The 24,271-nt window shown below is 67.9% G+C and carries 25 protein-coding genes; 9 read left to right on the top strand and 16 right to left on the bottom strand.

The window, feature by feature from the left end:
• Positions 1 to 15: 15 nt before the first annotated feature.
• The 5 genes from ABZ824_RS25870 to ABZ824_RS25850 form a co-directional block, all read right to left on the bottom strand.
• Positions 16 to 414, bottom strand: a complete 399-nt coding sequence (locus tag ABZ824_RS25870; protein WP_356965815.1) for a hypothetical protein — start codon at positions 412 to 414, stop codon at positions 16 to 18.
• Positions 415 to 498: 84 nt separating this feature from the next.
• Positions 499 to 792: a hypothetical protein gene (locus ABZ824_RS25865; RefSeq protein ID WP_356965813.1), complete on the bottom strand. Its 294-nt coding sequence runs from the start codon at positions 790 to 792 to the stop codon at positions 499 to 501.
• A 115-nt stretch (positions 793 to 907) separates the two neighbouring features.
• Positions 908 to 2,314, bottom strand: a complete 1,407-nt coding sequence (locus ABZ824_RS25860; RefSeq protein ID WP_356965811.1) for an NAD(P)/FAD-dependent oxidoreductase — start codon at positions 2,312 to 2,314, stop codon at positions 908 to 910.
• A 28-nt stretch (positions 2,315 to 2,342) separates the two neighbouring features.
• On the bottom strand, positions 2,343 to 4,163 hold the full coding sequence (locus tag ABZ824_RS25855) for a DUF3556 domain-containing protein (protein ID WP_356965809.1): 1,821 nt from the start codon (positions 4,161 to 4,163) through the stop codon (positions 2,343 to 2,345).
• Positions 4,164 to 4,263: 100 nt separating this feature from the next.
• On the bottom strand, positions 4,264 to 5,733 hold the full coding sequence (locus ABZ824_RS25850; RefSeq protein WP_356965807.1) for an AMP-binding protein: 1,470 nt from the start codon (positions 5,731 to 5,733) through the stop codon (positions 4,264 to 4,266).
• A 170-nt stretch (positions 5,734 to 5,903) separates the two neighbouring features.
• Between ABZ824_RS25850 and ABZ824_RS25845 the strand changes: the two genes are divergently transcribed.
• The 4 genes from ABZ824_RS25845 to ABZ824_RS25830 all read left to right on the top strand — a co-directional run bounded on the left by ABZ824_RS25845 (position 5,904) and on the right by ABZ824_RS25830 (position 9,361).
• A complete protein-coding gene (locus tag ABZ824_RS25845; protein ID WP_356965805.1) occupies positions 5,904 to 7,130 on the top strand; it encodes a helix-turn-helix domain-containing protein in 1,227 nt (408 codons plus the stop codon).
• A gap of 113 nt (positions 7,131 to 7,243) precedes the next feature.
• Complete coding sequence (locus ABZ824_RS25840; RefSeq protein ID WP_356965803.1) at positions 7,244 to 8,140, top strand: TIGR04222 domain-containing membrane protein; 897 nt, start codon at positions 7,244 to 7,246, stop codon at positions 8,138 to 8,140.
• Positions 8,133 to 9,008, top strand: coding sequence for a DUF692 domain-containing protein (locus ABZ824_RS25835; RefSeq protein WP_356965801.1), 876 nt, complete (start codon positions 8,133 to 8,135; stop codon positions 9,006 to 9,008). The genes ABZ824_RS25840 and ABZ824_RS25835 overlap by 8 nt, the downstream gene beginning before the upstream one ends.
• Positions 9,005 to 9,361: a hypothetical protein gene (locus ABZ824_RS25830; protein WP_356965799.1), complete on the top strand. Its 357-nt coding sequence runs from the start codon at positions 9,005 to 9,007 to the stop codon at positions 9,359 to 9,361. Before ABZ824_RS25835 ends, ABZ824_RS25830 begins: the two co-directional genes overlap by 4 nt.
• 38 nt (positions 9,362 to 9,399) lie before the next feature.
• Here the strand turns inward: ABZ824_RS25830 and ABZ824_RS25825 are convergent, their stop codons facing one another.
• Positions 9,400 to 9,552: a hypothetical protein gene (locus ABZ824_RS25825; protein ID WP_355075386.1), complete on the bottom strand. Its 153-nt coding sequence runs from the start codon at positions 9,550 to 9,552 to the stop codon at positions 9,400 to 9,402.
• Between the two features lie 208 nt (positions 9,553 to 9,760).
• Here ABZ824_RS25825 and ABZ824_RS25820 point away from each other — a divergent pair, with 208 nt between their 5' ends.
• On the top strand, positions 9,761 to 10,261 hold the full coding sequence (locus ABZ824_RS25820) for a metallophosphoesterase (RefSeq protein WP_356965797.1): 501 nt from the start codon (positions 9,761 to 9,763) through the stop codon (positions 10,259 to 10,261).
• Between the two features lie 52 nt (positions 10,262 to 10,313).
• Here the strand turns inward: ABZ824_RS25820 and ABZ824_RS25815 are convergent, their stop codons facing one another.
• The 5 genes from ABZ824_RS25815 to ABZ824_RS25795 form a co-directional block, all read right to left on the bottom strand.
• Positions 10,314 to 11,117, bottom strand: a complete 804-nt coding sequence (locus ABZ824_RS25815; protein ID WP_356965795.1) for a class I SAM-dependent methyltransferase — start codon at positions 11,115 to 11,117, stop codon at positions 10,314 to 10,316.
• A 59-nt stretch (positions 11,118 to 11,176) separates the two neighbouring features.
• Positions 11,177 to 12,253, bottom strand: coding sequence for a mechanosensitive ion channel domain-containing protein (locus ABZ824_RS25810; protein ID WP_356965793.1), 1,077 nt, complete (start codon positions 12,251 to 12,253; stop codon positions 11,177 to 11,179).
• 192 nt (positions 12,254 to 12,445) lie between these two features.
• The gene (locus ABZ824_RS25805) at positions 12,446 to 12,589 is read right to left on the bottom strand and encodes a hypothetical protein (protein WP_356965791.1); all 144 of its coding nucleotides are present in this window, start codon (positions 12,587 to 12,589) and stop codon (positions 12,446 to 12,448) included.
• A 160-nt stretch (positions 12,590 to 12,749) separates the two neighbouring features.
• Positions 12,750 to 14,207: a lipase maturation factor family protein gene (locus ABZ824_RS25800; protein ID WP_356965790.1), complete on the bottom strand. Its 1,458-nt coding sequence runs from the start codon at positions 14,205 to 14,207 to the stop codon at positions 12,750 to 12,752.
• 75 nt (positions 14,208 to 14,282) lie between these two features.
• Complete coding sequence (locus ABZ824_RS25795; RefSeq protein ID WP_355075377.1) at positions 14,283 to 15,833, bottom strand: acyl-CoA carboxylase subunit beta; 1,551 nt, start codon at positions 15,831 to 15,833, stop codon at positions 14,283 to 14,285.
• A gap of 215 nt (positions 15,834 to 16,048) precedes the next feature.
• Between ABZ824_RS25795 and ABZ824_RS25790 the strand changes: the two genes are divergently transcribed.
• The gene (locus tag ABZ824_RS25790; protein ID WP_355075375.1) at positions 16,049 to 16,387 is read left to right on the top strand and encodes an MmcQ/YjbR family DNA-binding protein; all 339 of its coding nucleotides are present in this window, start codon (positions 16,049 to 16,051) and stop codon (positions 16,385 to 16,387) included.
• A 19-nt stretch (positions 16,388 to 16,406) separates the two neighbouring features.
• Here the strand turns inward: ABZ824_RS25790 and ABZ824_RS25785 are convergent, their stop codons facing one another.
• On the bottom strand, positions 16,407 to 17,804 hold the full coding sequence (locus ABZ824_RS25785; RefSeq protein ID WP_356965787.1) for a hypothetical protein: 1,398 nt from the start codon (positions 17,802 to 17,804) through the stop codon (positions 16,407 to 16,409).
• A gap of 242 nt (positions 17,805 to 18,046) precedes the next feature.
• Entirely contained in the window at positions 18,047 to 18,997 is a 951-nt protein-coding gene (locus ABZ824_RS25780) for an EamA family transporter (RefSeq protein WP_356965785.1), read from the bottom strand.
• Positions 18,998 to 19,644: 647 nt separating this feature from the next.
• On the opposite strand from ABZ824_RS25780, the gene ABZ824_RS25775 reads away from it, so the two are divergent.
• Positions 19,645 to 20,412, top strand: a complete 768-nt coding sequence (locus ABZ824_RS25775; protein ID WP_356965783.1) for a serine/threonine protein phosphatase — start codon at positions 19,645 to 19,647, stop codon at positions 20,410 to 20,412.
• 77 nt (positions 20,413 to 20,489) lie between these two features.
• The gene (locus ABZ824_RS25770) at positions 20,490 to 20,972 is read left to right on the top strand and encodes an adenosine-specific kinase (protein ID WP_356965781.1); all 483 of its coding nucleotides are present in this window, start codon (positions 20,490 to 20,492) and stop codon (positions 20,970 to 20,972) included.
• Between the two features lie 96 nt (positions 20,973 to 21,068).
• Here the strand turns inward: ABZ824_RS25770 and ABZ824_RS25765 are convergent, their stop codons facing one another.
• Together ABZ824_RS25765 and ABZ824_RS25760 are read right to left on the bottom strand one after the other, a co-directional pair.
• Positions 21,069 to 21,944 (bottom strand): LLM class F420-dependent oxidoreductase, encoded by an 876-nt coding sequence (locus tag ABZ824_RS25765; RefSeq protein ID WP_355075366.1) that lies wholly within the window; start codon positions 21,942 to 21,944, stop codon positions 21,069 to 21,071.
• A gap of 89 nt (positions 21,945 to 22,033) precedes the next feature.
• On the bottom strand, positions 22,034 to 22,372 hold the full coding sequence (locus ABZ824_RS25760; protein ID WP_356965779.1) for a putative quinol monooxygenase: 339 nt from the start codon (positions 22,370 to 22,372) through the stop codon (positions 22,034 to 22,036).
• 61 nt (positions 22,373 to 22,433) lie between these two features.
• On the opposite strand from ABZ824_RS25760, the gene ABZ824_RS25755 reads away from it, so the two are divergent.
• Positions 22,434 to 22,775 (top strand): helix-turn-helix transcriptional regulator, encoded by a 342-nt coding sequence (locus tag ABZ824_RS25755; RefSeq protein ID WP_356965778.1) that lies wholly within the window; start codon positions 22,434 to 22,436, stop codon positions 22,773 to 22,775.
• A 67-nt stretch (positions 22,776 to 22,842) separates the two neighbouring features.
• Here the strand turns inward: ABZ824_RS25755 and ABZ824_RS25750 are convergent, their stop codons facing one another.
• A complete protein-coding gene (locus ABZ824_RS25750; protein ID WP_356965776.1) occupies positions 22,843 to 24,234 on the bottom strand; it encodes a DUF1214 domain-containing protein in 1,392 nt (463 codons plus the stop codon).
• Positions 24,235 to 24,271 lie beyond the last annotated feature (37 nt).

Here is a 24,271-nt window from a genome sequence, read left to right as displayed (position 1 = left end):
CGAACCGGCGGCTGATCATCGCTCCTTGACCCAGTACATCCCACGACCGGACTCCGCGGGCGCACGCTTTTCGCGTGGCTCGATCCGGTCCAGCCGGTAGCCGAGGCGCCGGGCTACCGCGGCACTGCGGACATTCGCCTCGTCACAGTGGATCTCGACACGGTCGACGCCCGGCAGTGCGGCGCTGGGCCAGCTCTCGTCCGTCTCCCGGCCGAAAGCGCGTTGACTCTCCAGTGTCGCCGGTTCGGCGAGCCAGTCCATCCAGGGGTGTATCTCGTCGAACGAGGCGTTGATCGCCTCGAGTCGCGGCAGCAGGTCCTCCAGCTGCCATCGCCGTAACAGCAGCTCGTCCAGTTCGATCCGTTCCGGTGGCACGACGCCCGGTGCGAGCGCCGAGCACGGTTCGATGCTCATACCGATATCGTGGCCATCCGGCGCGTGACCGTGCAAAGCGATTTCCGGCAGATCCCATAGCCGGCCGCGCGGGCCGCCGACGTTTCAGGCACCCCGGAGACGAACTTCGGTGTCCAGCTCGGCGGCGGTCTCGGTCAGTGCGGCGGCGTCCGGGTCCTCTCCGATCCGGGCGGCCAGTTCGGCCCGCGACAAGATGAGCATTCCTTGCGGCTCGGACCCGAAGGCACCTTCGATTCTGATCTGCCCTTCCTCGAGGACCAGGTACGCGTCCGGTTGGCCGGTGGCCAGCAACCGGCGTAGATCATCCGCCGTGACTCGGCCGAAACGCTGTGCGCTGCTCGACGACGTGTCTGCTGCATTGGTGTTTTCCGCATCCATGGTGACCGATTGCCCGGGTGATCCCGCGGGAAACCGCTGGTCACCCCGGACCAGCCGGTGGTGTCGCCGCGGCAGCGTCCGGCGAGGGCGAGGATCGAGACGATGGCCGGGCTCTTCAGCGCCGGAGCGCCCGCTGCGCGGCATTCACGCCGCACATCCCGTGCGCCCCTGGGCCCGGCGGTGTGGCCGCGGAGCACAGGTAGTGACCCGGCACGCCTACGTCGTAGGGCTGCAGGGTCCTACGCGGACCGAACAGCAGCTGTGTGATGTCCTTCGCGCCGGTCATGATGTTGCCGCCCACATAGTTGGGGTTGTATTCGGCGAATTCCGCCGCGCTGCGCACGCTGGTTCCGACTATGCGGTCGCGAAAACCGGGGGCGAAGCGTTCGATCTGGGCGGTGATCTCCGCCGTGGCGTCGCCGGGATAGCCGTGCGGGACGTGGGCGTATGCCCAGATCGGATGGATGTCGCCCGCCGAACGTTGCGGATCGGCGAGATATTGCTGCCCGACCAGTACGAAAGGTCGTTCGGGCATGCGACCGCGATGGATCTCGCGTTCGGTGGCGGCGATCTCGGCGAACGTGCCGCCGAGGTGCACCGTCCCCGCCCGGCGCGCCGCCTCCGCCGTCCACGGCACGCCGCCGTGCACCGCGAAGTCGACTTTGCAGGCACCCGGGCCGTAACGAAACTTTTGGTACGACTTCCGGATTCGAGGCGGCAGGCGGTCGCCGAGGATCTCCGCGACCGCGGTCGGCGACAGGTCCCACATGGTCAGTTCCGCCGGCGGCAGATCGGACACCGACCGCACCCGCACGCCCGTTTCGATCTTTCCGCCGAGGTCGCCGAGGGCCGCCGCCATGGCGTCGGTGATCCGTTGCGATCCACCCGCGGCGACCGCCCAACCGTAGGCGTGGCCCGCGGTGAGGATGCCGAGGCCGATGCTCGCGCTGAGCGGCCGGTGCAGCGGGTGGAAGGCATGCGCGGCGACCCCGCCGAACAACCCCCTCGCCTGCTCGGTGCGGAACAGTCCGGCGAGCAGCGTGGCCGGAACCACGGCGGGGATCCCGAAGCGCGCCAACCGCACCGGGTGGCGCGGCACGCGCAGCAGTGGCCGCATGATGTCGGGGCTCATCCGGTCGTAGCCCGCCGCCGTCCGCTCGAACAGCAGTCGCCACGCACGGCCGTCACCGCCGAGCCCGGCCGCGGTCTCCGCGACCGAGCGCAGCAGCACGCCCGCGGTGCCGTCGTCGAGCGGATGGGCGCAGTCGATCTCCGGCCAGGCCCAGGTCAATCCGTAGCGCTCCAGGTCGAGACCGCGCAGGAAAGGAGAGCCGACCGCCATCGGGTGGATGGCCGAGCAGTGGTCGTGCAGCAGACCGGGCACGATCGCCTCGCCGGTGCGAGTGCCGCCCCCGATCTCGTCGGCGGCCTCCAGCACGGTGACGTCCCAACCGGCTCGGGCCAAGGTGATGGCCGCGGCCAAACCGTTGGGGCCGCCGCCGACCACGACTGCGCTGCTCATGTCGCTCTCCGTCCCTCGTGGCCGACCGTCAGCCGACCGTCTGCGGCGCGAGCACCCGAGTCGATTCCTCCAGCGGCGTCGGCACGGTGTAGCCCGCGCGCCGCCACGTCACCTCGTGCGGGATCGGGCCGTCGGGCAGCCACGGCTGCGCCTCGACCGCGTCGCGCACTCGCCAGGTGCCGCGTTCGACGACGCCGAGCGCCGCGTCGATGACCTGATACTCCTGGACGCCGCGGTGGATCGGCTGCGATTCCACCCACACCACGATCCATTCTCCCGGAGCGAATCCCACTCGGGACTGCACGGCCTCGATCAGGTCCAGATTGTGCAGGTGACCATCGCCGAAGTTGAACCCGATCAGCGAGTTGCAGCCGAACTCCGCTTCCCGCACGGTCCAGCGATCGATGTCGGGAATGTGGGTGTACAGCAGGGAGAACAGGCCGCGGCCTTGGCTGTGCATCGAGCGCCACGCGATCGTCTGTTGCATGGTGATCTCCGCGACCTCGGGCGGGTAACCCATCGCACGCAGCTGGTCGATCTGGTTCACGGTGGGCCGGTGCGCGATGGTGTTCAGCTTCTCCTCCGCACCGGGCGCGAAGGCCCACAGGGCCGAGGCCCAGTTGCCCGCGTACTGGCGCATCGACGGCAGGAACGACACCAGATCGGGGCGCAGATTACCGAGGATCGGGAAGAACACCAGCGCCGCGACGATCGCCACGGCCAGCCACGGCGAGGAGATGTCGGCCAGACCGTAGCCGCCCCCGTTGGGGAAGCCCAGGAACAGGAAGATGCTCAGGTAGGCGAACAGGACGTTCCACTCCAACGGCACCGCCAGCGGGAACGTCGAGGTGATGAACGCGTGGAAGACCACCATCAGCACCACTCCGGCCAGGGTCAGCCAGTGGTTGGTGGAGAACAGCAACACCAGCGGCGTGACGATCTCGACGGTCGTGCCTCCGACATGGGCCATGAACGAGGCGACCTTCGACGGCCGGATGTCCCTGGGGAAGTCACGGTAGTGCAGCCGCTTGATCCACTTGGCGGGCACGCCCGGGCTGTTGGAGATCATCGGCGGTACCACGTTGGTGAAGTGCTGCCCGAACTTGGACACGCCCGCTCCGATCCACACCGCGCAGATCAGCAACTTGGCGGCGATGATCATGTCGACGAACGGCAGCGCCGCGAAGAACACCAATGCGGGCAGGTACTGCTCGCCGCGCGCGGTCAAGAAGATCGTCTTGTCCCGCAAGCCGCACAGTACGTACAGCACGATCGGAGCGACGAGCAGCGCGGGATTCACCAGGCCGGAGGTGTTGTCCGGCAGCGCCGCGCTGAGCGAGGCGCTCGGCACGCCGGGCAGCACGATGGCCGCCAGGAGCGTCCCGAGGAACGCCAGGTACAGCAGCACATCCGCCACCGTGCGGGTGTCACCGCCGGTGAACGGCACCCGTCGCCACGGCCGCAGGCGAATCGAGCCGGGGCGGGCGTAGAACATGATTCCGCCGGTCATCGGCTTGAACTTGCCCGCGAGCGGCCCCCACGACCCGGCGATGCCGAGCGCCTCGATCAAGACGGTCCACAGCACCAGCTTCTGGTAGACGATCGGCTCGTTCCACCAGGCCGCGACATCCCAGAACGGGCCGACGCCGGAACTCCAGGTCGCCACGGCGACGCCGCCCAGCGCCGAGACCAGCAGAACCTTGAGCAGATAGATCGTGTGGATCATCCTCGGCGAGCCGAAACCGAATTCGACCCAATGCAGGGCCAAAGTTCTCATCCGCTCCCGCAACGGCTGATCGAGGAACGTCGTCACGTCGACGGGCGGGAAATCCGCTGTTTTGAATCCCATTGTTCGGACCTTTCTTATCCGATGAATAAAGCGCATGCGAGGACCCGGCCGAATGCGGTTCGGATCATGGGAGTTCCGCTCACCGCCGAGCGGATTGTTGCTATGTGGTGGTGACGATCGCGTCGGCGACCAGCGCGCGGAGCTTTCGTTTGTCGATTTTGCCGACCGGATTCCGTGGCAGCGCTTCGGTGAGTTCGATCGACACCGGAACCTTCGCGCGGGCGAGAGTTCTCCGGCAGTGCTCGACGAGATCCGCGGCATCGACCCGCGCGCCGGGCATCGTCACCACATGCGCGACCGGTACCTCGCCGAGGACCGGATCGGGCGCCCCCACCACCGCGGCTTCCAGAACGGCGGGATGGGCGTGCAGGACGTTCTCGATCTCCTTGGGATAGATGTTCTCGCCACCCCGGATGATCATGTCCTTGATCCGGTCGACCAGCACCAGGTATCCGTCCGGGTCGAAATAGCCGACGTCACCGGTATGCAGCCAGCCGTCGACCACCGTGTGCGCGGTCGCCTCGGGTCGGCCGAGATAGCCTCGCATCACGTTCGCACCCCGGATGACCACTTCCCCGCTCGTCCCGGCGGGCACGACCCGACCGTCGGCATCCATGATCGCCACGGTCTGCCCTGGCAGTGGCCGCCCGACCGTGCCCGGCTTCCGCGGTCCGCCGGGCGGATTCAGCGTCGACGCGCAGGTACCCTCGGACAGTCCGTAGCCTTCGACGATCGGAACACCGAAACGCGTTTCGAACCGCGCGATCAGTTCCGCGGGCATCGGCGCGGCTCCGCAGATCGCACGGCGCAACGACGACGTGTCCGGCGCCGAACTCTCCGGCTGCGCGACGAGCATCGCGTAGATCGCGGGAACGCCCGAAAAATAGGTCGGGCGAACACGTTCCACGATGCCGAAGAACGCCGAAGCCGAGAATCGGCCCGCGATCGTGGCCCGGCCACCGGCGAGCAGCGGCGACAGGACGCTGACCACGATCCCGTTGACGTGGAACAGCGGCAGGATCAGCAGGCTGTGGTCGGTGTCGTTCAATGCCAGTGCCCCGACCAGCATCTCGCACATGGCGGCGATATTGGCGTGGTCGAGCACGACGCCCTTCGGCTGCCCGGTGGTGCCACTGGTGTAGATGATCAGCGCCGCGGCGCTTGGATCCACCGGCGCCGATTCGGGCCCGGCGACCTCGGTGCCCGGTCCGGCCACCTCGGTCACATCCAGCGTCGCACCTTCGCGTCCGCCTTCGGTCACGACCACCTTCGCCCGGCAGTCCTCGACCTGATAACGCACCTCCTCGACGGTCGAATCCGGCTTCACGGGGCTGACCGCGGCACCCAGCCGCCATGCCGCGAAAAGAATGACGACGAATTCGAGTCGATTCGACAATACGACCGCGACGACGTCGCCTTCACGAACGCCATTCGCGTACAGGACGGCTGCGGCCGTACGTACCCGTTTCACGAAAGTCTGATTGTCGAGTTGCTCGCGGTCGTCCGCAATACAGGGGCCGGACGGATTCCATGTCGCCCTGACCTCCGGAATTTCCACAACGTGCTGCACTTATGTCCTCACCTACTTCGGGGTGACCGGGATTACAATCCAAGTTAGATCGGGTGCGAGAACCCGGCTACGGGCCCGCATCCCAGAGTTTTCGGCGGGCTTTGTGCCGATGGCACAAAAGAAAGCGGAATGCGTCGGAGCCGCCGCGCCGGTTCCGGTACGGTCCCGGCATGAGCGTTGACGTGGACACGACCATCCGCGATGTCGCCGGACGCGTCAAAGCCGATCTGGACCGGCTGACCGCCGAGATGACCGCGATGTTCGCCGAGGTGATCCCGGAATTCCGCCACGACGACGAAGTGCGACGGCTGATGATCGCCAGCACCGCGTCCAACCTCACCGCGATCCTCGACATGCTCATGCTGAGCATCTCGCGCGACGACATCACTGTGCCGCCCGCCGCCGCCGAGTACGCTCGCCGGTTCGCCCAGCACGGGATGTCCCTGGAGGCCCTGCTGCGCGCGTACCGCCTCGGCGAACACATGTTCATGCAGCAGACCATCGCCGCGCTCCGGCGTGCCGAGACACCCGCCGATCTCGCCCTGGCGACCACCAGCCGGGTCGCCGTGCTGGTCAACAGCTACATCGACCAGGTCATCGAAGGTGTCATCGACATCTACGAGAGCGAACGACGCCGCTGGGACGCGCGCTCGGACACCACCCGCGCGGCCCAGATCCGCGCGGTGCTCGACACCGAGAACCTCGACGTGGCCTCCGCGGAGGAGATGTTGTCCGCCTCGCTGCGGGGGTGGCATATGGCCGCCGTCCTCTGGGTGCCCGAACCCGGCGCGGCATCGATCGAACTGCTGCGCGCCGGTACGTCGATGCTCGCCACCGCGACCGGCAAACACCCGCTGACGGTCCTGGTCGACGAGCAGAACTGCTGGGCGTGGATATCGTCGGTCGGCAAACCGTCACTGGATGCCGACCGGCTCGAGCGAGAACTGCGCCGCCGCCCGGGAATTCGCGTCGCGATCGGCGATCCCGGCCCCGGACTGGCCGGGTTCCGGCAGACCTTCCGCGATGCCCAGCGCGCTCGTGGCCTCGCGTTGCTCGCCGACCCCGGTCGTCCCCTGACCGTGCACTCCCGGGTGGCGCTGGCGAGCCTGCTCATCGACCATCTGCCCGACACGAGAGCGTGGGTCCATCGGGTGCTCGGCGATCTCATGCGCGACGACGAGACCACCGCTCGTCTGCGCGAGACGGTGCAGACGTATCTGGAGGCCCGCGGCAGCCTCACCGACGCCGCGGCGCGCATGCACGTCCACAAGAACACCGTCCACTACCGGATACGCAGGGCCGAAGAGGTGCTCGGTCATCCGTTGACGGTGAATCGGCTGGAGACCGAGATCGCCCTGATGCTTTCCGAGCAACTCGGCCTCGGCCGCGTGAAGTGAGCCGGGCCGTCGGGTCACGACCGCTGCCGATGCGCGCCACGGCGATTCGCTGTGGCGTGTGAGCCGCGGCGGCCCGATACTTGGAGCAGGTTGGACCGATTCCGAGGTGGGAGATGAAAGTGATCGGGGTGGGCTCGGACGGACTTGTCGCTGCCGGTGATACCTGGGGTATTTCCGGGCCGCAGTTCCTCGCCGTCTATATACCGCTCGTGCTGGTGGCCGTGTTCGTGGGGATCTGGCTGCGATCGCGGGTGACGGGCGCGGATCCGGAAACCGACGCGGTCGCCGCGCCGGGCGCGGAATTGACCTCGCCCGAGCTGGGAATGCTGTACGGCGACCAGAACGCCGTACTCGCGGCGATGGCGCGGTTGCGCGGCGTCGACGCGATCGATTCCGGCGCCGCGCCGGTTCGCGCACTCACCGCGCAGGAGCGTGGGCAGCTGGATCCGTTCACCGTGTCGGTGTACGACCGGCTGGCGGCGGGGCAGCGCAAGACCGTCGGCGCGATCGTCGGCGGGTCGCTCGACGCGCTGCGCGCCAGGATGGTCGACCTCGGGTACTTCCCCGGGCCCGACCTGCGCCACGGTCTGCGTGACGCGGGCATGCCGCTTCTCGTCACCGGCGCGCTCGGCGTGGTGCGGATCATCGCGGGCGCTTCGCACGGGAACCCGGTCGGGGTGCTGGTCGTGCTGGTGATCGCGCAGGCGCTCGGCTATTGGTTGGTGGTGCGCAAGCCCCGGCTCACCGCGCTGGGTGTGCGTGCCCGGGACGCCGCGTCGGAGCGCAATCGGCATCTGCGGCCGAGCAATTCGCCTTCCTACGCGACCTATGGCGCCGAGAGCGCGGCACTCGCGGCAGCTGTTTTCGGCATCGGTGCGCTCGTCGCGCTCGATCCCGGACTTGCCCAGGCAGTCGCGCCGCCGAGCGCGTCGGGCGGTGCGGACGGCGGGGGCGACAGTGGCGGGGACGGCGGCGGATGTGGCGGCGGCTGCGGCGGCTGCGGTGGATGAGCGCCCCGGCCCGCTGCCACCGGACGCGCTCGGTATCGGCTGGCGACCCGAGATCTGCGGGGTGATAGCCGCCTTGGCGGGGCTCGGATTCTGCGAGGTCATCGCGGAGTCGTTACCCCGGGACCCCCGCCACGCCGGGCAGCTCGCCGTCCCCGGGGAACTGGCCGCTCTGCGGGCGCGCGGCGTCGCCGTGGTGCCGCACGGCATCTCGCTGTCGCTCGGCGGCGCGGAGCCGGTCGCGGGCCATCGCGTCGAGCATTTGGCGGCCTGCGCGGCGGCGGTGGCGGCTCCGCTGGTGAGCGAGCACGTCGCTTTCGTACGCGCGGGCGGCCTGGAGGCAGGTCACCTGCTACCGGTACCGCGGACCCGGGAAGCGCTGGACGCACTCACCCGCAATATCGCCCGGACCCAGGCGGCGCTCGACGTCCCGCTCGCGGTGGAGAACATCGCGACGCTGTTCGACTGGCCCGACGACGAATACACCGAAGCGGAATTCCTGTCCGAACTCGTCGAACGCACCGGGGTATGGCTGCTGCTCGATCTCGCGAACGTCTACGCGAACGCCCGCAACCGCGGTCGCGACCCGCTCGCCGAGCTCCTTCGCCTGCCCGCCGAACACGTGGCGTATTGCCACGTCGCGGGCGGTCACGAATCCGGCGGCCGCTATCACGACACCCACACCGACCCGGTTCCCGGCGAAGTTCTCGCGCTCGTGGCGGAATACACCGCGCATCGTCCGGCGCCGATCATGCTGGAGCGCGACGGCAACTATCCGCTCGCGGCCGAATTGCTCGATGAACTGGACGCCATCGCGGCCGCCGTCGACCGCCCGCCGATCACCGCGGGCGCCAGGGCGGTACTGGCGTGAGCGCCGCGTCCCGACCGGCGCGGCCGCCTGACGACGCGACGCTGGCCCAGCGGCAAGCAGCGCTGGTGCGTGCGCTCGTCGCGGGAGCCACGGTGCCGCCCGGATTCGATGCCGAGGCCGTCGGCGCCGCGGCGGAGGCGCTGTTGCGCAAGCGCGCCGGCGAGGTGGCACGCCGTTTCCCGCTGCTGGTGCACGCGTGCGAGGGTGACTTCACCGCCCGTTTCACGGCATGGGCACGGAATCACCCGAAGACGACCACCTCCGCCGACGCCGCCACCTTCGCGACCGCCACCGGTGTCGACTGGAGGGCCACACCTCGCCGCCGGGGGATAACGCGCTGGTTGCGCCGGTGACGCGCATAGGCCGGCCCTGAGTTCGGACCGGCCGCAGCCTACGAGCGGCGCGCTTCGACCCGGACCGCGGGGTCGGCGGCGTCGCGACGCTCCTCGAGCCACACACTGATCGCCACCGTCACATACGCAGCGACGGTCGCCATCCCCGGCAGCATCAGCATGAGCATGAGAAACGAAAGCATCGAAGACACAAGCCCTCCCGGACAACGCGATGGAAACTGTCGCACCGGTGCGCTGTACTGCGTCACCGTCACGCCCGGCATACCCACGACCGGAGGTCCAATCTCGACCGGGCAGCCCAAGGGGGTGTGATAGATATCACACAAGCAATCTGCCACGTCGTCTGCCCCATGACCGGGACAATCGGCGCTCCGCCGCAACCGTGGTAGACCGGTCACCATGCGGTTGCTCATCATCTCCGATACGCACGTGCCCAAGCGTGCGCGGGATCTGCCGGAGTTGCTCTGGCGCGAGGTCGACGCCGCCGACGTGGTCGTGCACGCGGGCGACTGGGTGGAGGCCGCCTTGCTGGACCGCCTGGAGGCACGTAGCGCGCGCCTCGTCGGTGTCTACGGCAACAATGACGGTCCGGAGCTGCGTGCGCGGCTGCCCGAGGTCGCCCGCGCCGAACTCGACGGACTCCGGCTGGCGGTGGTGCACGAAACCGGACCCGCGAAGGGCCGGGAGGAACGCTGCGCCCAAGACTTCCCGGATACCGACGTACTCGTCTTCGGCCACAGCCACATTCCGTGGGACAGCGTCGCGGACAGCGGGTTGCGCTTGCTCAATCCCGGCTCGCCCACCGACCGCCGCCGCCAACCGGAACACACCTATCTCACCGCGCGGATACAGTCCGGGCGGCTGAGCGGGGTAACGCTGCACACCGTTCCGAACCGCTGACCTCTCGGCGCACCGCACTCCGATCGCCGGCTTCCCACGGTGCGCACTCGCCTCAGCGCCTGGTCGCGGTCAGCACTTCCAGGGTCACCGGTTCGATGAAACATCCGCCCGGGTCGATCGCCAGCAATGTGTCGGTGACCAGCTGTTCGAAAGCGGTCCGCCGGTCACCGAGAAGCCGGTACAGCGGCAACGAGGTGGAGTAGAGGTATCCGATCGCCTGCTCGATCGTCCACGAACGCTGGAATTCGTGGACCACCCGGTGCACACGCGGGAAGGACGATCGAGCCAGGATGTCTTCGTGCGACTCCTGGCCCTCGGCGGGCGTCGTCCTACCCGACCACTGTTCCGGCGGCAGGAAACGGCACTGGACCTCTTCGATGGCTCGCTGCCACGTCGTAGCCGGACGCACGAGACAGCTGTCGTTGGCGAGCACGATCGCGCCGTTCTCCTCGATCATGCCGGACAGGGCCGCCAAGACTTCCGCACGGTCCATCCAATGGAACGACCGGCCCATGGTCACCAGCCGGAAGCGGCCGAGCCCAGCTGGTAGATCCGCCGAACCGCCTTGCGTCCACGCGACGTTCGCAACCCCGGCGGCTTCCGCACGGCGGGCGGCTTCGACGAGCATCGTGGGTTCGGGATCCATGCCCACCGCGTCGGCCATGTGCCGCGCGAGCGGGACGGTGAGTTGGCCTGTGCCGCAGCCCAGATCGAGGAGGCGTCCGGCACCGTCGAGACGCAGGCGCCGGACGAGCTCGTCGAAGAACCGCCGCGGATAGTCCGGCCGGTAGCGCGCGTAGTGCCAAGCGGTTCCGGCGAACAGGTCGTCTGTGATCCCGTCGGCTGCTTCGGTCATGATCGGCCCCCCTTCGTCCCGGAACTCGTCCGAGACCGACCGGAGACTCGATAGTAACCTCAGTCGCCGCGGTCGCCCGCCAGCGCCAGATGACGATCGGTGGCGGTCTCGGTGATCGCGGTGGAGATCTTGGGCAGGGCGTAGGGGTGGTTGCGGCCGAGCCAGTCGAGCATTTCCTCACGGACCGCGCAGCGCAGGTTCCACACGTCGTCGGCGTCGGCGGCCGACATCGTCGCGCGCACCACGATGTTCGTCGGTGTGCTGTCGGTGACCTGCAGACCCCAGTCGCGACCGTCCCAATCCGCGCGCGTTCGCAGATACTCCTGCAAGTGCTCACGCAAAAGCGGCACCGGTGTGCTGTGGTCCAGGTACAGGAAAACCGTACCGGTGATCTGCGGCCCGCCACGCGACCAGTTCTCGTACGGCTTGTTGTTGAAATAGGAGACCGGCATGGTCAGTCTGCGGTCGTCCCAGATCCGGACGGTGAGGAATGCGAGGGTGATCTCCTCCACGATGCCCCATTCTCCCTCCACCACAACGGTGTCCCCGATCTTGACCGAGTCCCCGAACGCGATCTGCAATCCGGCGATCAGGTTGCTCAGTGTCGACTGGGCGGCGACACCGGCGATGATGCCGATCACCCCCGCCGAGGCCAGCAGCGAGGTGCCCAGGGTCCGCAGGCTCGGCACCAGCAGCAGGATCACGACGGCGGCGGTCGTGACCACCAGGACCGAGGTGACGATCCGGCGCACCAGGCCGAGCTGGGTGCGCAGTTGCCGAACCCGCATGATGTCCTGGGTGCGCCGGGCATACGAGCGCAGCGTGTTCTCCGCGACCGCGTCGGCGGCACGGATGACGCCCCATGCCGCTGCCATGATCGCCGCCGTCGCCAGGACGGTCCTGATCATCGCGTCCTGGCGCAAATCCAGGTGGGCCAACGGGTAGGTGGCATGCAAGGCCATCGCGCCGAGCAACACCTGCACAGGCAATTGCACCCGGCGCAACAGAGTGGGAAGTTGGTTGCCCGGGCGTCTACGTGCGCTGTAACGCAGTAAGCGATCGAACAGCAGACCGGCCGTCACGGTGATGGCCACCGTACCGAGAAGCACGATGAGCGGCCGTAGTATTTCCTCCAACGGATCGAACTCCTTCTCCTCGTCCACTCACCCTGCCGCGGTGCAGAACTTTTCGCCGCATCGGTAGCGCACCGCCAGTATTCTCGAGCGCACGATGCCGCTCAGCTCCCGCGTAGGTGAGTGCAATGCTGAGCTTCCTGCTCCAGCGAAGCGGGCCTTCAGCTGGTCCCCGCTCTTCGCCGGGTGGCGTTCCTACAGGAGCGCCAGCGCGAGGCTCAGCACCGTCAACACCAAAACCCATGCCGCGATGGTCCATTCGACGGGCAGCTCCGTGCCGGGATAGCCGCCGCCGCGGCGGGCGGCGCGATACTGCGAGCGCGAGGCCGAGATGGACATGACATCCTCCTTCGGTCGATTGCGTCATTCGGGCGCATACCCGGTTTCTCCGTCGATCGTCGCCACGCCCGTTGTGGCGAATGCCACCCCCGGCGTGTGCTTCGAGCGCAAGCCGTTGTCCGGCATGGATTCTCGGCCCGCGGTGGAGCCGACCAACGCGTCATTGCCGACCGGAACGGCTGCGGTAGTGCAGGTCGTCCAGTGAGAGGGGCGGAACGTATCGGGTCACCAGCGTGCGGTCCCACCACGCTCGGGTGCGAGCCAATTCGCGAGGTGTGGTGAAGCGGTAGAGATACAGTTGCGCCCGGACGAAGCGCGGTGCGGCCTGCGGGAACGGATTGTTCCGTAGCAGTCGCAGCGTGGCCGCGTCGTTTTCCAGCAGTCGTGTCAAGAAGGGGCCCAGCCACGACTGCGCGTAACGCGGTGAGGCGGCGGCGAACCACATGAGCCAGTCCAGCCGCAGATGGTACGGGGCCCATTGGCGCGGGAGCCGGCGCGGATCACCGGGCTTGCCCTTGAACTCGTATTCCTTCCACCGCGTCCGGTCGGTGACGGCCGGCTCGTCGGTGCCTTCCACGACCACCTCGTAACGGGTGCGGCCGATACTGCCGAACGCTCCGTAGGTGTTGACCAAATGATAGGGGTCGAACGACCGGTTCATGGCCTGATGACTCGAGATCAGATTGCGGGCGGGACGGTAACTCAGGAAGACCACCGACGCGGCGAACGCGATGACCAGGCCGGTGAACCACGCCGGCGGTCCCGGCAGCGACGGCGCTGCGGGCACCGGGAGCACCGCCGAGGCCGCGGACCCACTCACGGCGCTGCACGCGAGAACGATCGTCAGCCAGTTCAGCCAGGCGAAATTGCCCGACAGCACCAGCCACAGCTGGGTGATGACGACGACGGCCGCGGCGATACTCGCCACCGGCTGCGGCGCGAACAACCCGAAGGGCACGACGAGCTGCGCGAAGTGGTTGCCCAGTACCTCCGCCCGGTGCAGCGGCTTGGGCAAATGGTGGAAGAACCAGCTCAGCGGCCCCGGCATCGGCTGCGTCTCGTGGTGGTAATACAGGCAGGTCAGATCGCGCCAGCACCGGTCACCGCGCAGTTTGATCAGTCCGGCGCCGAACTCCACCCGGAACAGCAACCACCGGGCGAGCCACAGCACCAGCACCGGCGGCGCGGTGCGGTCGTTGCCGAGGAAGATCACCAGGAACCCGCATTCCAGCAGTAGTGACTCCCACCCGAACGCGTACCAGTCCTGCCCCACGTTGACGATCGACAGGTAGAGCACCCACAGCAGCGCCCACATCAGCATCGCTGCCCATAGCGGCACCAGATCGGCGGCGCCGACCACCATCGCCGCGGCCAACGCCGCACCGAACCAGGACACGACGGCGAAGAACCGGTCGGAATAGTGGACATGGAAAATGCTCGGCGTGCGCCGGAAGGAGCGCCGGGCCAGCCAGCGCGGCACGGGCAGCATGCCGTGCTCCCCGATCAGCGCCCGGAATTGGCGGGCGGCGACCACGAAGCCGATCAGATAGACGGCTGCGACACCGCGAGTCAGCAGCTGCCTGCTCAACCAATATTCGGATGCGGTGAACCAGTCCATGCCCGCAACTCCTCCGACCGCGGACCTTCGTTCCCATCCGGGCGCATACCCGGCCCGGCGGCAGGGAAACCGCTACTACATCGGGTACAGGCTGTGCTTGCGCGGGTTGTGTTCGGCAGCCGCCTCTTTGTCCCGCAGGAGCTGCAGCGCGTGCCGTATTTCCAGCCGGGTCCGGGAAGGTTCGATGACGGCGTCGATGTATCCGCGTTCCGCCGCGATCCACGGCGTCGCCACGGTAGCGTTGTACTGGTCGATCATGAACTCTCGTACGGCTGCGCGCTGCTCCTCCGGCACTTGTGACAGCTGACGCCTGCCCGCGATGTCGACCGCGCTCTCCGCACCGATCACCGCGATGCGGGCGGTGGGCCAGGCGAGGCTGATGTCGGCGCCGAGTTGCTTGCACGCCATGAAGCCGTACGCGCCGCCGTAGGACTTGCGCACCACCACGTTGATGATGGGCACGGTCGCCTCGATGATCGCGCGGAACACGCGACCGCCGCGGACGATGACACCGTTGCGCTCCTCCTCCACGCCGGGGAGCACGCCGGGAGTGTCGACCACGAACACCAGGGGAATGCCGAAAGCATTGCACAGCCTGATGAAATGCGTTGCCTTGTCAGAGCATTTCGCGTCGACCGCGCCGCCGAGAACCAGCGGCTGGTTGGCGACGACACCCACGCTGCGGCCGTCCACGCGCGTGAAGCCGGTGATCAGATTCGCCGCGGTGGCCGAACGGATCTCGTGGAAATCGCCGTCGTCGAAGATGCGCAGCAGGATCTCGTGCATGTCGTATCCCTCGCGGTCGGAGTCCGGGATGATCGACTCGAGCTCGAGATCGGTGGCGGTGATCTCGGGTTCCAGACCCGGGTTCACGATCGGCGCCTGCTCCAGGCAGCTCGACGGCAGGTAACTCAGGTATTTGCGGGCCCAGTCGAACGCCTCCTGCTCGGTGGCGGTCACGTGATGGATCGTGCCGTTGCGCGCCTGCACGTGGGCGCCGCCCAACTCCTCCGCGGTCACGTCCTCGCCGGTCACCGTCTTGATCACCTCGGGTCCGGTGACGAACATGTAGGAGTTCTCGGTCGCGACGAGCACGTCGGTGTTCACCGGGCCGTACACCGAACCGGCGGCGCACTTGCCGAGCATGATGGAGACCTGCGGAACGAACCCGGACAGCCGTTCCTGGCGTCGGCTCATGTGCGCGAACCAGGCCAGCGAAGTCACCGCGTCCTGGATCCGGGCGCCACCGGAATCGTTGATCGCCACCACCGGGCACGCCTTCTCGAAGGCGAACTTCAGGATGTGGGCGACCTTCCGGCCGAACATCTCGCCGACCGAGCCGCCGTAGACCGTCTGGTCGTGCGCGATGACCACGACCGGCCGCCCGTCGATGCGACCGTGCCCGGTGACCACTCCGTCGCCGTACTTCGCGTCCGGCGCTCCCGGCGTGCGCGCGAGTGCGCCGATCTCGACGAACGTTCCCGGGTCGAGCAGCGATCGCACCCGCTCGCGGGCGCTGGGGATGCCTTTGTTCTGTCGTTTCGCGATGCCGGACGCACCGGCAGGTTCCTCGGCGATCGCGAGGGTGCCCCGCAACTGCTCCAACTTCTCGCGCGTGCCGACCATCCGAAACTGCCTCTCGACCTCACTGGCTGTTGCGCAGACGATAGGGGGCTGGACGGCGAACGCCGTGGCGCCGAGTCGATTACTGGGTAGCTCACAACGCGCGGACGGCCGCGTTGGCACGGTGCCCTATAGATCGGCCCGGCATCGCGTGGGCGATCTCCGCCGTGATCCGACCGGGTCCGAGACTTCCCTTGCGAGCTGGCAGGATTCGGTGCATGAGTTTCACCGGGGACGATGTCCGGGCCTTCGCGCTGTCGCTACCGGAGACATCCGAACAATTCACCTGGGGGATGCCGACCTTCCGGGTCGCGGGCAAGCTGTTCCTCACCCTTCCCGAGTCCGAGACCTCGATGGCGGTCCGCTGCCCCATCGCCGACCGCGACGAACTCGTCGTCGCCGAACCGGACAAGTTCTGGATCGCCGCGCACGAAGCAGGCAACGCCTGGGTCCGTGCGCGGCTGACCGCCCTCGACGACCGGGAGGAACTCGAAGCCATCGTGCACGACTCGTGGCGGCAGGCCGCACCACGGCATCTGCTCGACGACGCCGGGTGACCTGCTCGACGCCCCGGCGTCAGCGTGCGCGGCGGCGGCGTGGCCGTGGCGCGAGTTTCAGACCGAAGAGCAGATCGGTATTGCGGACCGGTGTCGATTGTTCCGACTTCCGGAGCAGTCCCGCTTCGCGGATCCAGCTGTGATGCCAGTGGTACAGATCCGGCAGCGTCACCTCGCACGCCGCGGCGAGCCTGCGGAGGCGGAAACCCGCTCCGCCGATGGCGCCGGCGAACAGCTTGGTGTTCGGTGTGGGGCGTGATTCCTGGTGGACGCGGGCTTCGTACAGCAGAGGGCGCGCCGACGGCGGAATCACCCACACGTACAGGTCCGGAGCGTGGGTGTAACCGATCGGGCCGTTGAAGATCAGCGCGTCCGCGGCGAGCGCGACGCAGGGGATCGCGTTGAGTTCCATCGCGGTGGCGCCGGTGAAGAGCGCGGTGACGATCGCCGCCGCGTCCACCGGATCGGCGGTCCTGGCCCGGACCCGGGCGACCAGATCGTCATCGATCGGGACCGTCGTCAGCCCCGGCCCGACCGAGTAGGCCAGGTCCGGCGGCAGATCCAGGCGCATCCCGTGCAGCAGGAACGCCGCTTGGGCGCCGCGCAAGCGCGTGATCGTGTGCCCGCGGCTGGGGCTGTCGGCGACGAGGCCGCCGAGGAATCGGTACAGGCTCAGAATGTCGTTCCACTCGTCCACCAAACCGGCGCCCTGTTGGAAGCGGTCCGGCACGCTGAGGCGAGGTTGCAGCACCGAGAGCATGTATTCGGCCAGGCCGGCCCCGCGCGGCCCCAGCCAGCTGCCGACGCCGTTCTGGTTCAGGTCGTGCCTGCACGGTCGCCCGGTGTGTTCGGCCAGCCACCGGCAGGCCAGCTGGATCCCGTCGGCGTAGACGGCGTCGATGCGGGCGAATTCTTCCGGTGGCAGGCTCCGGTAGGCATCGGCCCGGAAAGTGGTGACGTCCCCGTCGGAGATCTGCGGCAGCAGCCCGCCTCCGGCCGCTTCGGGAAGCGTGATGATGCGGGACTGCCGGTGATTGATCTCCCCATACCCCACGTGCCTGGTCGGTGGCTCAGGGCCATCGATCCGGGTGGTCGGCGGATCAGGGACAGCTATGCGCGTGGTCGGCGGGTCGGGAACATCGACGCGTGTGGTGGTCGGGTCGGATACATCGACGTGGGCGGTCGACGGGTCGGGAACCTCGACGTGGGCGGTCGGCCGCTCGGGGACATCGATGCGTCTGGTGGGCGCGGACGCACTGCGGCGGTCCTCCAGCCACCGCCACAGGTCCTCCTCCGGCACGCCCATCCGCTGCGAGCTCGATCGCACCTGGTCGGCGGAGAGTTCGTTGTGTTCGTCGAGCTGAGCCAACCTCTCCAGCTCGGACGGACGCAGCGTGGGCACGCTTGCGTCGGCCACAGCCACAACCTCCCGGATTACTGAACCGGTGCATCACACGGGTTCGCGACATCAGTTGCAGAGCATTCGATCACGTACCCGCCGGTAAGGCGGGGAATTCAACCGAGTTTCGGATGTTGTCTACGTCACCGACGACTTCTCCCTATAGCGAAAACGTCGGGTGCCGAATGCGTTCTGCCTAGTCATCATGTCTGTCGGCAGCCGCGACGGAAATACGTGAGCGATGCCGACATCCGGAAAACCTAGGTGGTTTTGTCTACAGCGCTGGACACCGCCATTTCGGCATACGCCCGATCGCCGACGGCGTCGGCACGGGAACCGCGCGCCACGCCTGCGCACGCCACGACCACCAGGCCGATACCCGACCACTGCGCCGCCCGCATCTGCTCGCCGAGCAACACCAGCCCGACGCCCGCGGCCACCACGGGCTCCAAACTCATCATGACGCCGAACACCGCGGGCGTCATCCGGCGCAAGGCCGCCATCTCGATGGCATGCGGCAGCAGCGACGAGAGCACGGCCAACGCCGCCGCTGCCGCCAGGAAGACCGGATCCGTCAGCGCCACAGCGTCATTCGCGACCACCACCGGCACGGCGAGCAGTCCGCCGAGGCCCATGGCCAACGCCAGTCCGTCGTGTCCGGCGGTGTGCCTGCCCACCACGGCGCTGCACGCGATGTAAGCGCCCCATCCCGCACCGGCCGCCGCCGCGAACAGCACCCCGGTCCACGAGACCGGCCCTTCGCTGTCGACCAGCAGCAGAACGCCTGCTCCGGCGAGCGTCACCCACAGCGCGTCGCGGGTGCGCCGCGACCCGATCATGGCGACGGCGAGCGGACCGATGAAGTCGATCGTCACCGCCATGCCCAGCGGGATGCGGTCCAGCGCCGCATAGAAGCACAGGTTCATGCCCGCGATGGCCACGCCGAGCCCGGCGACCGGCAGCAGCGCCCTGCGCTCGAGCCGCGGCGACGGCCGCCACAGCAGCACGGCGAACACGCCCGCGAGGACGATCCGGCCGCACGCGACCGTTACCGGCGACGCGAGTGTGAACAGGTGCTTGGCGATGACCGCGCCGAGCTGGATGCTGACCATCGCGGCGACCACGAGCACCGGGGTGGGCACACCTCCGCGCGGCGGGATCAGCCGCGGCGCGAATCGTAGGGAGGCGTCCTCGGCGGGACTGATAACCACGTAGTACTCCGTTCCTGAACACGCCTGCACCCGGGGCGGCGCGCGTTGTCGGACGCCGACGGATCCGCTGCACGGCCCGACTCGGCGCGTCGATTGATCTGTGGCAGAGCGGTTGTCGGCTGCGTCAGCGCCGAACAGACGTGGACACGCACCGGTCGGGCACCCGCGCTGGGACGTAACGAGCCGACGGCTCCGAATTTGCGGTCGCCACAGATATCGGTCGAATTGTGCGGCGAGAGCCGAACAAATCGGACAAACGTGACCGGCTTCGGTGATTTGTGCGCTGCGTGCACCCCTGCTTCACAGCAGAGAACGTAAATGCGCCGAGCAACGAACAGTGAGCCGATCGATTGCCGGAATCCAGAAACAATGTTGCGAAATGCGTCCCGCGCTGTGGACTGCGGCACAAGGTACAGCGGTGATCGATCAATGCGCCCTTCGTCCGCCCGCCCGCGGCAGCACGCGACAGCGTCTGCTCCGGCCGGAAGGCGGGCAGCGCCACCGGCCGGGACGCCCGTCGTGACCTGATCGAGAGCGAATTCTCAGCGTTCACACAACGGACTCTCGCCAAGTCCAAATACTGATGCGGTGTCCTTGAAGGGTGCTGGTCGGCAGCACTCAGAGCCCAGCTACGAGGAGACCAGTTCGTGTTTACCGGTACCACCGCGAGCATGCCGCGGATCCAGACACCGCGGCTGGGCGGAACGACCGGCGCTTCGGCCAGTCGGCGCGCGTCACGGTCGATCAACGCCGACGCGGTGGCGATCGAGACCGACGCCGTGACCGGAGCGACGGCGTACGTCGTCGCCGACGGCGTCGGAGATCATCTGCTCGGAGCCCGCGCGGCACGCACGGTCGCCGCCGCGGCGGCGCGCTCCGCCGCCGCCGACGGAGCGCGCGCGGGAATTCTCGCGGCCCAGGAGGAACTCCTGCGCGAGGTCCCGGAGCCTTCGGCCGACAGCGTGCTCGTGGTCGCGGTGCTTCCGGCCGCCGATCAACCCGATGGCCCCTGCGAGGTGGCGTGGGTCGGCGACTGTCGCGCGTATCGGTGGAACGGGCGAGTGTTGCACCAGATCACGACCGACCACACCGTCGCCGAGCTGTACCGCACCCGCGGGCTCGCCTCCACCCCGCGAATGGATCATCTGGTCACCACCTCGGCGCGCACCGTGCGGCCGGACGCGATCGGATACGCCGCCACCGGCTCGAGCACGGGCAGACTGCTGCTGAGCACCGACGGCGTACACAAGCCACTCGGCATAGCCGCGGTCAAAGCCATCCTCGCGCAGGGCGACGCGGCTCCCACGATCGCGAACACTTTGGTGGATGCCGCCCTCCTGGCCGGTGGAAGGGACAACGCCACCGCACTGGTCGTGGACCTGCCTTTCCGGCCGGGGGGCACCCACGACGGGTGATCCCGGGACCGTTCGCGACGCGCGGAACAAATGTCGAAATGCTATGAATCGACGTCGTCGGGGCGCAGTATGTCGCTGTGGAGCTGACAGCCGTGCGCATCGACAAACCGGATGATCTCAACGTCGTCATCGGACAGTCCCATTTCATCAAGACCGTGGAAGACCTGCACGAGGCGCTGGTCGGAGTCGGTCCGCACCTGCGCTTCGGGCTGGCGTTCTGCGAGGCCTCCGGACCGCGCCTGGTCCGCCGGTCCGGCAACGACGACGCACTCGTCGAGCTCGCCACCAAGAACGCGGTCGACATCGGTGCGGGACACTCGTTCATCGTCTTTCTCCGCGAGGGCTACCCCGTCAACGTGCTGAACGCCGTGCAGCAGGTCCCGGAGGTCTGCGGAATCTACTGCGCCACAGCCAATCCCGTCGAGGTTCTGATCGCGGAAACCGAACTCGGCAGAGGAATCATCGGAGTGATCGACGGTTCGCCGCCGCTCGGCGTGGAAGATGCCGACGACCAGGCGGCCCGGAAGCAGCTGTTGCGTCGGATCGGCTACAAACTGTAGGACCGCTGCCCCGCCGGTTCGTCCGGCGCGCACCGATGGTCGGCGCACCGGCTGGGCCCGGAATCCCGCAAGCGATCCGGGCCCGCGCCGGATACCTCAGCCGAGTTCCGCCAGTTGCGGGACGGCAGGCGCCATGCCGTCTATCCACGCCGCCGGTGAGCCGGTGGTCGGAGTGACGATGGCCGTCTCGATGCCGAGTTCGGCATAGTCGGCCATCTGCCGGACGAATTCGTCGCGGTTTTCCGGGCTCGGCCGCGGGTTGTTGGCGATGATCGTCTTGCGGATCTCGTCATAGTCGCGGCCGACGTCGTCACAATGCCTGCGCAGCACGTCGAGTTTGTGCTCGACGTCCCCGGGCGAGGAGCCGAACAGATTGCAGGCGTCGCCGTACTGCGCGACCAACCGCAGCGTCTTGCGCTCTCCCCCGCCGCCGACGAGCACCTTCGGCCGGTTGATGGGCTGCGGCGAGCACAGCGTCTCGGCCAGCTGGTAGTACTTCCCGTCGAACGGCCCGTTGTCCTGCGGGTCCCACATCTGGCGGCAGATGCGCAGCGTCTCCTCCAGCCGCTCGAACCGTTCGGCGGTCGGCGGGTACGGCACACCGAGCCCGCGGTGCTCGCGCTCGAACCACGCGGCGCCGATCCCGAGGACCGCCCGACCGCCCGACAGGACGTCGAGGGTGGTGACGATCTTGGCGAGCAGACCGGGGTGACGGTAGGTCACGCCGGTGACGAGCAGTCCGAGGTCGATGCGCGAAGTGTGCGCGGCCAGATAGCCGAGGGTCGTGTACCCCTCCAGCATGTTCGCCTCCGCGGGCAGGCCGGTCGGCTCTATCTGGAAGTAGTGGTCCATGAACGACAGCCACGTCGCGCCGGATTCTTCCGCCGCCGCGCCCACCCTTGCCAGCTCACCGGCGATGGCGGTGGTGCCACCGTCGATATCGAAGATTGGTATGTGAAAACCGAGCTCCATGAAGTGATCCCTTCTGCTGGACAACCCTGTATGAGCGCACCCTAAGCGCTGGAGTGCGCTCCAGGTCAAGCAGCGGATCGATCAGGTGGTCAGCCTGCGACCGGGCGCGGATACGGGCTGTGCATCGACAGCCAGCGGATGTCGAGATCCCGTTCGAGGTAGTCCATGCGCTTGTCCCAGAACGCCCGCATGTGCGGCAGGGCCAAATGCCGATCGAGATCTTCCTTGGACCGCCATACCTCGTAGAAGACGAACGTGCCCGGCCGGTCCTTGTCCTCGTGGAAGTGATACTCCAACGAACCTTCTTCGGCGCGCGTGGGCTCGACGAAGGACAACAGCAACTCACGCAGTTCCGCCGCGCGCTCCGGTTTGGGGTGGGCGAAACCGACGAGGGCGTAGGGCGCGTGATCAGGTACGAGATTTTTCATACCTCGGACGCTAGCGGCCACTGAGGTACGATGCAAGACGTACCTATGGAGGAGGTTCGCCGTGCCCGGCAGCGACCAGCCCGCACCGGAGGAGATGGAACTCGGTTCGGTGTTCGCCGCGCTCGCCGATCGGCATCGCCGCCAGGTGATCCTCACGCTCCTCGCCGAGCCCGACGGCACCGAGCGCCATTGCAGTTCGTTCGGCCTCCCGGTATCGAAAGCGACACTCACACACCACTTTCGGGTTCTTCGCCAGGCCGGGCTGATCCGTCAGGTCGATCGCGGCAACAGCAATATGGCCCAACTACGCAGAGCCGAACTCCAGCACCGATTCCCTGGCTTGATCGAGTTGCTCCGCGCGGAAATCCCGGACCAACGATCTTCGCCGGAGACATCGGCCTGATCGATGAGGCGCAAGCGCTGCCATCCCGCCCCATAGGCCGAGCCACGAGGGCCGTCGCCACATTCGATCAGCTCGCGCGCTCGAAATCGCCGGGCCGCCAAGTCTGGTCGAACGCCGCTTCCTCGGGTCCGTAGATGCGCAGATAGGCGAACCATCCGCGGCCGGGGACGGTTTGCAGCCAGCGGGTCTCGTCGCCGTCAGGAGGAATGGGGCCGAAGTGCAGCCGCACGGGGCCGTCGGGCGGGAGGTCGCACAACTCGAACAGCGACCGGAGGGCGGCCTTGCCCTGGTCGGCCTGGATCTGCGAGCGGGTCTGCGCGTCGTAGACCGTCACGGACCAGAACAGCCCGGCCGGCACCGGCCGCGGCATATCGAGGGTATAAGTGGCACTACCGTCCAAGTAATCCCCTCGCCCGTCCCGCATGGCGAGCCAATACAGCGATCCGCCGCCCACCTGCCGCCGGAACATGGCCGGTGAGGCGATGATCGCTTGGGCGAACCACCGGTCGCGCGCTTCGAGGTCGAGACCGGAGGCGGTCCGGAAGTCGCCGTTGTCGGCGACCAGTCCCACCCATTCCCAGCGACGGTCCGGCCAGGCCATGCGGTCCGGCCGGCCACTGGCGAACGCGGAGACGAGCAATTGACCGCGCCCGGTCCGCGCCGCGGCCGTCAACAGCGCCGCGGACCGGCGGTCGGGCGCGAACCGAACGCCTCGCTCGAGACCGATCGCCCCGAGCAGCCCGTACATCGGCAAGAACTCCGGCACCACCGGTTCCGTCTCGAGAATCCCGTGCAGCACCCGCCAGTAAGCGATGTCGGCTTCCCAGCACAAACAGGTGGAGTCCATGGCCAACTCGGTGGTGTCGATGATATCCAGCACCGCGCCCGCCTCCTCGAGCGGATGCACCCGGACCGCCCGCAGCGCATCCATCGCCTCGGCCAGGTCGCCACCGAGCGGCAGCGCGCGCACGGCGAGCAGCACTTTGAAGGACGCGGATCGCCCGACGTGCGCCCGATCCGGCAGCGCCCCCGCGTAGCCGGGAGGAACGATGACGTAAGTGCCGCCCTGCCCTCGGTCGGGCCCGGGAATGCCGAGATCGGTGATCCACCGTTGATGATGATCGTCGACCAGGCCGATGTACGGTCCCGGCGGAAGCTCGACCACCATCGGCCCCGCCGACAGATCCAGCACCGCGGCGCCATACGGGGTATCGGAATTCAGAGTGAACCCGACATGCCGCGGCCCGGTCGAGGCGATTCCGACCGCGCGGTTGTCGTTCAGTCCGATCTCCCTGTTTCCGTTGAAAATTCCTTCCATCGACACGGTCGGATACCAGAACCGGTACGCGACCACGGCGCGCTGGAACACGCTGTCGTCCCATGCCCGAGTCGCGGAAGACCCGATCGGATAGCCATTCGCGAACTCGTACCGGTTGTCCACCATCGCCGGGGCCGTCATTTCCTGGACGGTGCCACCGCCGTACCGGGCCGACATC

The sequence above is a fragment of the Nocardia sp. NPDC047038 genome (assembly GCF_040644075.1).
In the GTDB taxonomy this organism is placed as follows: Bacteria; Actinomycetota; Actinomycetes; order Mycobacteriales; family Mycobacteriaceae; genus Nocardia; species Nocardia sichangensis.
Note: the sequence above shows the minus strand (reverse complement) of the source record. Positions and strands in the feature narration are given on the sequence as shown.